Below are 12,221 nucleotides of genomic sequence, written 5' to 3' on the forward strand. Positions count from 1 at the left end.
TTTATCTTCCTTTTTCTTCATCACCTATATGTGGCTCAAGGGATGATTTACTTTCTACTTTTACATTTTAAATTACATTTACTACAGTTACAACTATCTGACGATTTCTTCCTAATTAATGGTTTCTTTTTAATATGCCTATAGAAAATATACACTGAATAAACAATAATAGCTAAAATGATAATTGTTTTAATATCCATTTTACTGTTCCCCCTCTTTGCAATAAACTTAAAATTATAGGATAGTTTTATCCTATTTACCCAACACATTTACTTCGCCTTTAATTGCAGTATAATTAAATATTTGTTTAAATAATTCTCTTGCTACAGGAGCTGAAACTTCTCCAGCATAATAGTTTGAACCCTCTGGTTCATTTATACTTACTAAAAGGGTTATTTTAGGATCCCCTGCTGGGGCCATGCCTGCAAAGGAAGACATGTATTTTCCTGGAGCATACTTGCCGGTTGCAGGATCCGCCACTTGAGCAGTACCTGTTTTTCCAGCAATATCAAGTCCCTGCACAAATGCGTTTTGACCTACACCTTCTGTAACAACCTTTATTAAATCCTGTCTTAAGGTTGATGCTAGATTTGCATCAAAAACATTCTTTTTACCATAGTCACTATAGATTTTGTCTGTAACCATTTTATTCTTATCATCAAAATGGACAATATCTTTCATAACGTGAGGTCTTATCCATGTGCCACCATTAGCTATAGCATTAAAAGCTGCCATATATTGAACCTGTGTAACTCCAACCCCTTGTCCAAAAGCCAGTGTAGCTAAATCTACATCATTTGTTTTACCTGGATTTCTTAAAATACCAGAAGATTCTCCAGGTAAGTCTATACCGGTTTTTTCACCAAAGCCCATCTTTTGGGCAAAGGCTATAAGTTTGTCCTTACCTAAATTAAGTCCTAATTCCACAAATCCTACATTACAAGAGTTCTTTATTATATCAACAAAGTTTTGTTTACCATGACCATCTAAGTTCCAACAGTGAATCACTGTATTACCAATCTTTATACTTCCATTATCTATATATGTATCATTTAGCCCAATATTATTTTCTAGTGCTGAAGCTGAAGTTATAACTTTAAAAATAGATCCTGGTTCAAAGTTGTCTTGAACAGAAGCATTTTTCCAAAGTTTTTGAACATCTTTAGAATTGCTTGAAATATTCAATTGATTATTGAGATCCAGACTTGGCTTACTTGCCATTGCTAATATTTCACCACTTTTAGGATTCATAACTATAATATTAACTGCTTTAGCTTTATTATCCTCTAAAGCTTTTTGTGCAGCTTTTTCAACATAATCCTGAATTGTTTCATCTATTGTTAGAACAACATCTTTCCCATCTACAGGCTGTACATATTCTGGATTATTATAAGGCAACGGGTTATTATATACATCTTTTTCATAAGTCATATTACCTGAGGTTCCTGAGAGCTCTTTATTATAGCTTAATTCAACTCCAGAAACACCAATATCATCAGAATTTACATACCCTAATACACTTGATAGAAAATTGCCGTTTGTATAATATCTTTTAGGATCTGAAGACACAATTATACCTCTAATATTTAAAGCTTTGATTTTATCAATTTGAGCTTTTTCTACTTGTCTCTTTAATACGGCAGAACTAGCTGGCAGACCATTAGGTAAAATTGTATTTAATATTTTATTTACACCATCTGGTTTCATGTTAAGTATTGATGCTAGCTTATTAGCCAATTCATCAGAAGTCATAGTATTATCGTTCAAAGTTTGTCTTAAAGTTTTCAAATCTAAATCTATCCTATATACATCCATGCTTACAGCTAATTCATTTGCGTTTCTATCAAGTATTCTTCCTCGTTTCGCATTAATCTGCAGTTCACTTTTTTGTTGTTCCTCAGCAATAGCTTTATATTTTGGGGATATTACTGCCATTACATAAAATAGTCGTCCCGCAAGTGCTAAGAACAATGTGCATATAAATATCAAAATGCCAATAATCCTACGTTTATTAATAAAAATTTTTTTCTTCATTTTAGTGCCTCTTTAATGACTCCAATATAATCTTTATAAACTTTTTAGCTGTTTATTAGTCCTCTATATACTATAGACGATTAATGTGTAGATTTTATGAAGATACTACCTAAAATGTATTCATTCTACATAATTAAAGACGTTAACATATCTCTACATACATTGCCAGATAAGCTAACGTCTTTATCTCAGTCTATAATTTTTATTATTGAACTAAATTGCTTATATCTTTACTATAAAATTAATTTGGACTAATTACTGCCTATATCAAAGATCTTCCAACCAGCATAAGAAATACCCCATACTATCACAAATAGTCCTACTAATATATATCCGGCAGTATTAAAATTTAGATTTTGTATTAAAGTAGCAAAACCATTATTTAATCGAAATATAGGTATTAATAGCTGCGCCATCTCAATAAATCCAATGAACAGAGCAGCAATTACTGAGAGCCCAGTTATAGTGAGATTATAATAAACTTTACGTAATGGAGTTGCAAAAACCCATTCATATGCTGTACACATAAAGAAGCCATCTGCAGTATCCATTAGACTCATTCCAGCAGTAAATAATATAGGAAAGGCCAGTGTTGCTAAAATAGGTATAGCATGACTTGCCGCAGTAGCTGACGTTGCCAAAAGAGATACTTGAGTTGCAGTATCAAAGCCCAATCCAAACATAAACCCTAATATATAAACATGCCACCCTTTGCTAATCGAACTATAAACTATTGCAGTTAAACGATTTATAATCCCCTTAGAATTTTCATAATTTATTGTCTCTTCATCATAGGTACCACGTCTTAGCTTTAAAAAAGTTTTAAAAATATCTTTCCACATAAAAAGGTTGACTAATCCGATAACTATAAGGAATCCTCCAGAAACCGCTAGAGATATAGTGCTCCCGTATTTTTGAAACTGTGGTAGACTATTTTGTGTCCACTTTACTGCACAAACAGTGACAACTGCCATAATTATTACTACTGTGGAATGTCCAAAAGAGAAAAGAAATCCTACTCCTTTGGGGTTTTCTCGCTGTTGTACCAATTTACGAACAGTGTTATCGATTGCAGCAATATGGTCAGCATCAAAAGCATGCCGTAAACCTAGTGTATATGATAGTATTGCCATACCTAATATTTGGGGATAACGATGAATACCAGTCATTAGTAATGCTATACCTGTGATATGTAATGCAGCTACAGCTAATACATATCTGATAAAACCAGAATAATTTTTATTCACGACATTAGATTTTATAATTTCCATAAAATTTACCATCCTTTGCATAAAAATTTCTATATAAAGAGCCTCTTAACATTAATAATGCTAAGAGGCTTGATGGCAACAATAACTATAAATAGTTAACATTGAAAATACCCCCTATCATCCGTAGAGTTTATATTATAAAAATATAGGCAGGTCTCCTGACTTAAGTATCATAATTCTTATAAGCCTTCCCAAACTACTCCAGTGGCATCATTTATAAGAACTCCTCTTTTACAGTGGCGGGACCGTGAGGGACTTTCACCCAACTTCCCTTTTAAGCAGTTTCCAAACTGCACCTATATCTAAAATATTAAATTTTAATGTTTCTAAAATTCATGACATTTTTTATATTATATACTTTTGATGTGAAGATTTTATGAAGATGATATGTAATTTAGTATAAAATTTACTTTACTAAACTATTTTAGTTATTTAATAAAATAAAAGATAACAATGATTATACCAGCGTTAAGAATTATTCATAACATACAATAGTATTTTCGCAAATATCATTTTGAGACTTTTTAATATTTTTTCTCAAAACGAAACCAAAACAGTATCATTTTGAAACTTTTTCACTATTTTAGTCCTTATTAGCTCATTTTGGAATGGAATAAATCTTGCTTATATATTTATTAATTAAAATATACTAAATGTTTTTACATGATTCAAAGGAGGATTTCAATATGAAGTTTCAGTTTAAAGAACAACCAGCATGGCTTTCTTATGGGATCGTAGTAATCGCACTACATATCATAGGAATAGCACTCCTACTAATTAACGCTCACAGGTATCCTCAGATAATTGGATTTGGTTTCTTAGCATATACTCTTGGATTGAGGCATGCTTTTGATGTAGACCATATAGCTGCAATTGATAATACAGTTCGTAAATTAGTACAAGACAAGGAAGATCCTGCAGGGGTTGGATTTTTCTTTTCAATAGGTCATTCTACTGTCGTGTTTGTGATGGCTGTTATAACTGCTTTTTCAATTAAATGGGCTCAAAATAATATTCCTCAGATAAAAGAAATTGGTAGCCTAATTGGCACTACAGTTTCTGGTATTTTTCTTGTACTCATTGGTGTTCTAAATCTTTATATATGGTTTGACATTTATAAAATATTTATTGGCACACGTAGAGGAGAATATAACGAAGAAAATCTAGACAAACTTCTACTAAATCGTGGTTTTATATCACGTCTTTTAGGATCATTTTATAGATTTATTAATAAAAGCTGGCACGTATATCCATTGGGTTTTCTATTCGGTCTTGGATTTGACACAGCTTCTGAAGTAGCACTATTTGCCGTATCTGCAAATGCTGCAACTCAATATGTACCAATTACATTTATAATATCTTTACCTATCATTTTTGCTGCTGGAATGAGCTTAATGGATACAGCAGATGGAATATTTATGACTACTGCATATAATTGGGCATTTTCAACACCTATACGTAAAATATATTATAACTTGTCTGTTACTGGAATATCTGTGGTAGCTGCATTATTTATAGGCTTTATTGAGCTAGCTCAAATATTAACACCTAAGCTTGGTTTAAATAGCGGCTTTTGGAGATGGATACAAAATCTTAATTTTGGTAGTATGGGTTACTTATTAGTTGGATTGTTTATTATTTCATGGGGTATATCTTATCTAGCTTGGAAAATGCTACGCCTAGAAACTGTATAATAAAAAAACAAGCATACTTCTATAGCTGAACAGAGCTAGAAGTATGCTAAACTTAATTTTAAAAGTATTAGTTAAAATTTATATCTTAAACTTCTGTACCAAACTATTCAACTCCTCTGCTAATTCTGCTTGTCTTTGGGCTGATTTAGCCACTTCTTCAATTGCATAACTTGTTTCATCAACACTGTTTAGTATTCCTTCAGAACTTGATGCAGATTGTTGTGCTGTGGTTGAAACATTTTCAATAGCTGAACTAGTTTGTTCTATGGAGTTTAATATATGTGCGGTACCACTTGCTATTTCTTCTGACATGGCCTTTATGAAAGCAGCATCTTTCTCATATTTTTCTGCAGTTTCTAAAAACAGTTCATAATCTGGATTTACATTATTATCAATAAAAGCTAGTATATCTTGTGTATTATTAGATAAATTATTAAACGCTTCATTTACCTGTGTTATAACATTCTGAATGCTTGAAACATTACTTGCCGACTGCTCTGCAAGCTGGCGTATTTCATCCGCAACTACTGCAAATCCTCTCCCCATTTCTCCTGCTCTTGCTGACTCAATGGCAGCATTAAGTGCTAAAAGATTAGTTTGAGAAGCTATATTTGCTATAGAATCTGCCATAACCTTGATTTCCTCAACAACTTTTCCATCTTCTATAGCCTTAACTATATTAATTTGCTTTTCTTTATATATTTTTTGAGAGATATCAATGGCCTTTAGTCCTTTATTCTTTATTTCAGTTGCACGAGATTGTACTTCATTTGACGCTCTATCACCATCTTTAGCCTTGTCTGAAAGCTCCGTCGTATTTGAAGTTATCTCTTGAATTGAGGCATTGACTTCCTCTGAAGTTGCACTTAAATCTTCTGTTCCAGATGATATTTCCTTAGTTGCATCATCAATATTAGTCATTTTTGTAGCGATTTCTTCTATAGTTGCAGATATTTCTTCACTGGAGCTACTTATGTTAGTAGAACTTGAAATTATTGTAGATATTAAATTACGAGTATTTTCAACAGCTTTATTTAAAGCTTCAGAAAGCTTACCAATTTCATCCTGTGCATAAACATCAATTCTCTTAGTTAAATCGCCATTTCCTAAAGCATTCGCAAATATAAGAACCTTATTTATTGCTTTTGACAAAGATGTTGATATTAATATTCCTAGCAGTATAGCAATGATAAAACCGAATATTACGATAGAAACCATAGTATTAAATGCTGTCTTATATATTGTTTTATTAGTTTCGTTAGCTTCTTGAGCTTCTTTTAAATTTAAGTTTATAAGCTCATTAATGCTGTCAAAAGTCTTTTGTCTTGCATCTAGCACCATATTGAAAGCCATCTGAGCTTCATCATATTTGTTTGAGTCTATTAATTCCATAAAATTTTTACGTGCCATCATGTAATCATCATGATTTTTATTAAATTTGGTTAATAGTTCCTTCTCCTCACCAGTTGCATTAGTATCCGTTATCCCTTCTGATATGGACATATCCTCTTCTGTTAATTTATTTATTTCATCTACTATTTGCTGCTTTTTTGACGAGTCTTTTATAGTTAGAAGATATACTAAATCGGAGTGTATCTGTAGAAAATTTTCTTTTAAAGCCCCTACTTTTCTAATATGTAATAGATTATCCTCATACATTGAAGTTGAATTTATATTTACCTTTTTTAATTTCATTATTCCTATAGTTCCTACCACTGCCATAAGAATTGATATCAATAAAAAGCAGCTTATAAGTTTTGGTGCAATTTTTAAGTTTTTAAATGTTTTCATTTGTATTCCCCCATAGAATTTATATATTCACAATAAATTCTCCCATATTTTTATTTTTCCAAAGAGACAAGTTTCGATATATGACACTATTTCCATCCGTGTACTTATTGGACTTTGCAGTAATCATACATCAAAAAAATCAATAATGTTATAAAGTAAAATACTCTACTTTTATATCTCGTATGTAGTAAGATATTCCTTTAGATGTAATAATTACAATCACCATTATATAAGAGTATTCCTTATTCCATAAGTAAGTTTGTTTCAAAAACCAATATATTTTTCTACTTATGAATAATTATATATTTATGTTGTGAAAATATTATGTAGATTTTTAACGTAAATAAACAAATTGGAATTAGTTTTATAATAGACTTTAAATTAAAGAACCTAGATAGAGTCGTGACAAATTCCAGTCCATATCAAAGGGCAATGCTCTATTGACTAATTTAATATATCACTGTTGAAAATTACAAATGCTACTGTAGAAAAATGAACCATAAAGAGAATCCCCAATATTATATGTGTCTAGTATTTGGGATCTTCTTCAAATAAGGGTGTTCCCCTTATCATATCTAATGCGTTATTAAAAATCATATTATATTTCTCCTCACCCTAAATGTGTTTTATCAGATTATAATCCTGATTTATGAAGGAAATATGAAGATGAAAAAAATAACAGGTATTAGCTACCTGTCATATTACAAATTTATCTACTTTTATTTTTGTATCTTAATTTATAATGCTTAATTTTTTCATGGTCATTTTAACTTTTCATTCCTAAATACTTGAGAATACCTGTAGCAATTGCCTCAGCATATTTATTTTGGTATTCCGGTGTATTTAAAACCTTTTCCTGATCAGGATTACTTATAAATCCAATCTCTGTCAATATAGCTACAGCATTTGTATTCTTTAATACATAGAATCCGTCAGTCTTTACACCTCTGTCCGCTACTCCTGTTGCCTGTACTAACTGCTGTTCCACTGATTTTGCTAATTTTTCCCCTTTTAAACTACCTTCAAAATAATAGGTTTCTAATCCGTTAACACTTGGCACATCTGCACTATTAACATGTATGGCTACAAAATAATCTGCATTAGCCTTATCCGATATATCACATCTTTTTTGAAGATCAGCTCTTTCTTCGGATGGCCAAACCACATCATCAGACGTTCTTGTATAGATAACATTTATCCCATTTTTAGATAGTATTTCCCCTACCTTTAACGCTATAGGCAATGTAATGTTTTTTTCTAAAACTCCTGTAGGACCAACTGCTCCAGAATCATATCCTCCATGTCCAGCATCAATAGTTACAGTTATTGGAGCTTGTCTTTTAATTTGACTTACTGTTGTAAATTTCATCCTTACTGGTTTTGATAAGTTTTTTCCTGTAGAAGATTGCACCCCTTTTGTTACAATTAATGTATAATTTTTTCCATATTCATAATTGTCTGTTGGGGAAACTATTATAGATTTATTATCATCTCCTATACTAACATTTATGTTAATAGCATTATTATTTTCATCCTGCACCAAAACATTATTATTATTTATTGTATTGCTATTTAAACTATTATTAAACTTTACAGTTAATATCTTATTTATTGCAACAGGACTAATTTTAGAGTTAGTATTCACATAATCTGTATCACTTGCTGCCAAACATTTACTAGAAACAGAAAGTATTAAAAATAATATTGAGAAAGCGAATAATGCAATCCCTTTTATAGACTTCAAGTTCATTCCTCCTAGTATTTTTATTTAAAAGTAGTTTTTAAATTATTATTTTAGTATCCTAGCTGTTTGATAATTACCGAGCGAAAAATTTACCCCATCCATAGTATAAAATTCACGAATATGCCCTGTTATTAATAAATATGTATATATGGTGGTTTGTTCATTAAATAAAAAAATTAAATTATTTAGTTGAAACTGGTATCTTGCTTAATACCTCTACGCCATCACTCCTTCCTCTATATTTTTTAACTTGATTAAATATCTTGTATAGTATATCTGTATACCACTCTACAAGTTCATATTTTTACAACTTTAAATTTATTTATAAATAATCTATAATTTATCAAATTCTGTTATATTATATATAACTAATATGTAGATTTTATGAAGATAATGTACAAATTAGTACAAAAGACCTTAATTGGTTGGGTGTAAACTTGAAATAGTGTAAATAAAATTGTGATTTTAGAGTTCTGCAGCGTTCCTAAAATCACAACTTAATTTTAGTCTACTTCAAATTCTCCTATCATCCCTGCATCCTCATGTTCTAGGATGTGACAATGGTACATAAACAATCCTCAAAGTTCCATCCATCATTTGTCTACCACTATAGGAAATGTTACCGTTGCTATCAAATAACCTACCTTGAACAATTAATGGAATATTATTCACAACATAATCTTTAGGAATACTTAAACTTTTGGAAATCTCATCCTTACATACAATAATCCAGCAAGAACTTTATTTGCTGATCCTTCAGTTTTACCGTCTAAGTGCGGTATCAAGAAAATTAAAATTGATATAACCTGAAAAGTGGATGCGCAAAATAAAATATATCTCTTTTTTCCACGCTTAAAAACATATATATTTTATTTACATACTTCTTTAAAAAAATATAAATAATAATATAAATAATAATGTTAATATATTAGTGGAGGTGTTCTCTAATGGCAACTTTAGAAAATTGGGATAAGTGGAAAGAAACCTTAGGAAAAGCAGTTAACATGGGAGAAACTATAGGTATGTCTGATAAAACTATAAATAATATAGCTGAAAAAGTAGGTACATTTCTATCAAATCATGTAGATCCACAAAATGATGAGGAAAGACTACTAAAAGAATTGTGGGATGTAGCAGCAGAAGATGATAGAAAAGTTTTAGCCAAATTGATAGTAAAAATCACGGATAAATAACATGAACTTACTCTAGCATTTAAAAAGTATCATATTATAAACAGTCTTGAAATTGTTGCCTATACATTAAAATATAATAGACAGGTAAGCATTTGTTTATGTACCTTACCTGTCTTTAACACTTTTTAAAACGCTATGAACATTACAGTAGAAAAATTATAATATTAGGTCATAAAGTATACAAATGAGAATAAAACTTAGTAAATACATGTATTTACTAAGTTTGCAATCTTGAATAATATCTTATAATCATCTCCAAATCTTCCTAGGGCACTATAATTTTCATATAAACTTGAAAATAGTATATATCTTAGAGATACACAATCTATATTAGAAAAGGAAGGTCTTTTAAGCTGAGCGATAATTTCCTTTTCACGCAGATTTGGGGCAACTAGGAAAAAATTATATTGTTTATCACCAAGTGAAGATGCCAAATCAACTAAACGTAAAATACCAGAATAAATAGAAGTACTCTTCTCTATTTCGAAAGCACATTCAATTTGTTCTATATCTTTATTTATCCAAATAACATCAATTAAAGATACTGTTTTAGTTACATCCTTAGGAAGGTTTAGAGATGGTAGTGCTGGTAATGTCATGAATTCAAGACTTTTACCATCTAGTGATTTTGTACGGTCATTTGTAGCAACAAAAACGTTGTATCCAAGACTTCTCCCCAGCTCTGTTAAAATTAATTGAATTCTAAGATGTTCAGATTCTTCTTTAACTTCATTTAACACTTCTATATGTCTTTTTTTTAATGCCTTCTCCAATTTATCTTTTTCAAATTTTAATGCATTTTCCCAATTTTCATTAAGTGCAATTTTCCCAATTCCCACATCAAATAATAAACCTGAAATGGCTCCTAGATCCTTTGATAATTCAGGATTCAACTCTCCATTAGCCTTTATAATAATTTCCCTCATTTCTAAATAATGTTGCCAAGACCCTAATTTCTTCTTATCTGAAAATATAGCATTGAACCCTTTTACCATCGCTGTATTAAATGGTGGCATTAATGTCGGATGTAGGAAATAAAGAATATTTGCAACAGCTGGCCCTAACCCTTTAATTTTATATTCATCTAATTTTATAATCTCCTTTATTATTTTATCTGCGTTGTTTGCAGATAAACAATTTTCAAGAAATTGACCAAATATCCTCTTATTTTCTTCATTCTCATAAATATCAGGTATTCTAAGTTTAGGTTTCCAATAAAAAGGATGAGCAGCTCCTTCAAAGACTTGCTTTTGTTCAGTAATGCAATTTAGAACAACCTCTAAAGGTGATCCTTTAAAATCATTTCCAAAGGTACCGCTTTTTATGGAAGCTATTATATCTCTAACCCCTCTCCTAATAGAGCGAAAAGCTTTCATTCTAATATCATTGTAAATAAACCAAGTATTATACACAGACTCTTGATCTTGTTTATATTGTCTTGTTAGTTCAATTAGATCCTTTATATTCATGTTTTCCTCCAAAATTTGTTGAAATACAACAGATTTATTCTTTTCATTTTTACCCCATCTCTATGTTAGGTATATTATACAAAACTCTTATGTAGATTTTATAAAGATAACGTAATTATTATGTATGATAAGTTTATTTATAACGCTTCTAAATATTAATCCATATAATATTAGTCTTTAATATATTTAGGAGAGATATTGAAATGGTTATTACTCCAGAATTATGTTGAAAATGATCATGCCTTCAAACTTGTATTTAAATATGAAATTTCTAGTATAAAGATATTAAAAGATCCTTCACTAGCTTTCGGAGAAGCTTATATTAATGTAACCATTGATTTTAAAGGCAATCTTGAACAAATTGTTGAAACAGTCTACGAAATTAAGACTCCTTTGAAATATATAGAATAGTGTATCGCATACAATATTAAAATTTTTTCAGTGTTATGCTAAACGTTAATTTAACAAAGTAAAATTCTATTTAATTATATAAAAATTTTATAGTATAATAATTAATGTTAACTTTTATACGAGGAGAGGTTTAAATGTTCGATGTTGATACATGTGTGTGTTTTATTACGAATAAAGTTGCTAAAAAAATGGCAGATAAGATGAATGAAAGATTAGTTTTAGTTGGTTCAACCAGAGTTCAATGGCTTGTTATGTATTACTTGTTAAGAGATGGTAGAATGAGTCAAAGTGACCTAGGTGAAAAAATGGATATAAAAGATTCAACTGTTGTTAGACTAATAGATAGAATGGAAAAGGAACAATTTGTAGAAAGAGTTAAAGATAAGAAAGATAGAAGAGTTACTTATGTGTTGCTAACTGAAAAAGGCAAAAAAAGAATTGAGGAATTACTCCCAATTGGAGAGGAAATGAGCAAAGTTTTTTCTAAAAGTATAAGTAATGAAGAATTTGAAATTTTTAATAAAGTTTTAAATAAGATGGCTGAAAATGCAGATGATTAAGAAAATATACATATTGCAAATCCTAATTGGGGCTACTGTACTGATGTTTTTTAT

12 protein-coding genes and 1 riboswitch are annotated in these 12,221 nt (G+C 30.2%); of the genes, 4 read left to right on the plus strand and 8 right to left on the minus strand.

The features are described 5' to 3' along the window. Window positions 1-47: 47 nt before the first annotated feature. The 3 genes from CLMAG_RS34950 to CLMAG_RS13085 all read right to left on the minus strand — a co-directional run bounded on the left by CLMAG_RS34950 (window position 48) and on the right by CLMAG_RS13085 (window position 3,305). On the minus strand, window positions 48-269 hold the full coding sequence (locus tag CLMAG_RS34950) for a FeoB-associated Cys-rich membrane protein (RefSeq protein WP_423231070.1): 222 nt from the start codon (window positions 267-269) through the stop codon (window positions 48-50). Beyond that, a complete protein-coding gene (locus CLMAG_RS13080) occupies window positions 253-2,034 on the minus strand; it encodes a stage V sporulation protein D (RefSeq protein ID WP_066622727.1) in 1,782 nt (593 codons plus the stop codon). Before CLMAG_RS13080 ends, CLMAG_RS34950 begins: the two co-directional genes overlap by 17 nt. 251 nt (window positions 2,035-2,285) lie before the next feature. Further along, window positions 2,286-3,305, minus strand: coding sequence for a HoxN/HupN/NixA family nickel/cobalt transporter (locus CLMAG_RS13085; protein ID WP_066622729.1), 1,020 nt, complete (start codon window positions 3,303-3,305; stop codon window positions 2,286-2,288). A gap of 131 nt (window positions 3,306-3,436) precedes the next feature. Beyond that, window positions 3,437-3,620: riboswitch (cobalamin riboswitch) on the minus strand. Between the two features lie 371 nt (window positions 3,621-3,991). Between CLMAG_RS13085 and CLMAG_RS13090 the strand changes: the two genes are divergently transcribed. Further along, entirely contained in the window at window positions 3,992-4,999 is a 1,008-nt protein-coding gene (locus CLMAG_RS13090) for a HoxN/HupN/NixA family nickel/cobalt transporter (RefSeq protein WP_066622731.1), read from the plus strand. Window positions 5,000-5,077: 78 nt separating this feature from the next. Here CLMAG_RS13090 and CLMAG_RS13095 read toward each other — a convergent pair whose 3' ends face one another. From CLMAG_RS13095 to CLMAG_RS34325, 4 genes are all read right to left on the minus strand, one after another. Further along, window positions 5,078-6,790 (minus strand): methyl-accepting chemotaxis protein, encoded by a 1,713-nt coding sequence (locus CLMAG_RS13095; protein WP_066622734.1) that lies wholly within the window; start codon window positions 6,788-6,790, stop codon window positions 5,078-5,080. A 766-nt stretch (window positions 6,791-7,556) separates the two neighbouring features. After that, the gene (locus tag CLMAG_RS32455) at window positions 7,557-8,534 is read right to left on the minus strand and encodes an N-acetylmuramoyl-L-alanine amidase (protein WP_066622736.1); all 978 of its coding nucleotides are present in this window, start codon (window positions 8,532-8,534) and stop codon (window positions 7,557-7,559) included. 503 nt (window positions 8,535-9,037) lie between these two features. Further along, window positions 9,038-9,103, minus strand: a complete 66-nt coding sequence (locus tag CLMAG_RS34955; RefSeq protein WP_073393489.1) for a multicopper oxidase domain-containing protein — start codon at window positions 9,101-9,103, stop codon at window positions 9,038-9,040. Next, the gene (locus CLMAG_RS34325) at window positions 9,075-9,206 is read right to left on the minus strand and encodes a cupredoxin domain-containing protein (RefSeq protein WP_278330467.1); all 132 of its coding nucleotides are present in this window, start codon (window positions 9,204-9,206) and stop codon (window positions 9,075-9,077) included. Before CLMAG_RS34325 ends, CLMAG_RS34955 begins: the two co-directional genes overlap by 29 nt. Before the next feature lie 275 nt (window positions 9,207-9,481). On the opposite strand from CLMAG_RS34325, the gene CLMAG_RS13105 reads away from it, so the two are divergent. After that, window positions 9,482-9,727, plus strand: coding sequence for a DUF3243 domain-containing protein (locus CLMAG_RS13105; RefSeq protein ID WP_066622737.1), 246 nt, complete (start codon window positions 9,482-9,484; stop codon window positions 9,725-9,727). A 197-nt stretch (window positions 9,728-9,924) separates the two neighbouring features. Here the strand turns inward: CLMAG_RS13105 and CLMAG_RS13110 are convergent, their stop codons facing one another. Then, window positions 9,925-11,196, minus strand: coding sequence for a hypothetical protein (locus tag CLMAG_RS13110; protein WP_066622739.1), 1,272 nt, complete (start codon window positions 11,194-11,196; stop codon window positions 9,925-9,927). 198 nt (window positions 11,197-11,394) lie between these two features. Between CLMAG_RS13110 and CLMAG_RS13115 the strand changes: the two genes are divergently transcribed. After that, the gene (locus CLMAG_RS13115; RefSeq protein ID WP_066622743.1) at window positions 11,395-11,607 is read left to right on the plus strand and encodes a DUF7884 domain-containing protein; all 213 of its coding nucleotides are present in this window, start codon (window positions 11,395-11,397) and stop codon (window positions 11,605-11,607) included. Between the two features lie 134 nt (window positions 11,608-11,741). Continuing rightward, window positions 11,742-12,167 (plus strand): MarR family winged helix-turn-helix transcriptional regulator, encoded by a 426-nt coding sequence (locus CLMAG_RS13120; RefSeq protein ID WP_066622745.1) that lies wholly within the window; start codon window positions 11,742-11,744, stop codon window positions 12,165-12,167. Window positions 12,168-12,221: the final 54 nt, after the last annotated feature.

The sequence above is a fragment of the Clostridium magnum DSM 2767 genome, assembly GCF_001623875.1.
Classification (GTDB): domain Bacteria; phylum Bacillota; class Clostridia; order Clostridiales; family Clostridiaceae; genus Clostridium_AM; species Clostridium_AM magnum.

Bases quoted from the DNA above. Each gene is read 5' to 3' on its own strand.
- CLMAG_RS13110 (WP_066622739.1), bottom strand. From the start codon at position 11,196: ATGAATATAAAGGATCTAATTGAACTAACAAGACAATATAAACAAGAT.
- CLMAG_RS13105 (WP_066622737.1), top strand. From the start codon at position 9,482: ATGGCAACTTTAGAAAATTGGGATAAGTGGAAAGAAACCTTAGGAAAA.
- CLMAG_RS13080 (WP_066622727.1), bottom strand. From the start codon at position 2,034: ATGAAGAAAAAAATTTTTATTAATAAACGTAGGATTATTGGCATTTTG.
- CLMAG_RS13090 (WP_066622731.1), top strand. From the start codon at position 3,992: ATGAAGTTTCAGTTTAAAGAACAACCAGCATGGCTTTCTTATGGGATC.
- CLMAG_RS13085 (WP_066622729.1), bottom strand. From the start codon at position 3,305: ATGGAAATTATAAAATCTAATGTCGTGAATAAAAATTATTCTGGTTTT.
- CLMAG_RS34950 (WP_423231070.1), bottom strand. From the start codon at position 269: ATGTGTTGGGTAAATAGGATAAAACTATCCTATAATTTTAAGTTTATT.
- CLMAG_RS13095 (WP_066622734.1), bottom strand. From the start codon at position 6,790: ATGAAAACATTTAAAAACTTAAAAATTGCACCAAAACTTATAAGCTGC.
- CLMAG_RS13120 (WP_066622745.1), top strand. From the start codon at position 11,742: ATGTTCGATGTTGATACATGTGTGTGTTTTATTACGAATAAAGTTGCT.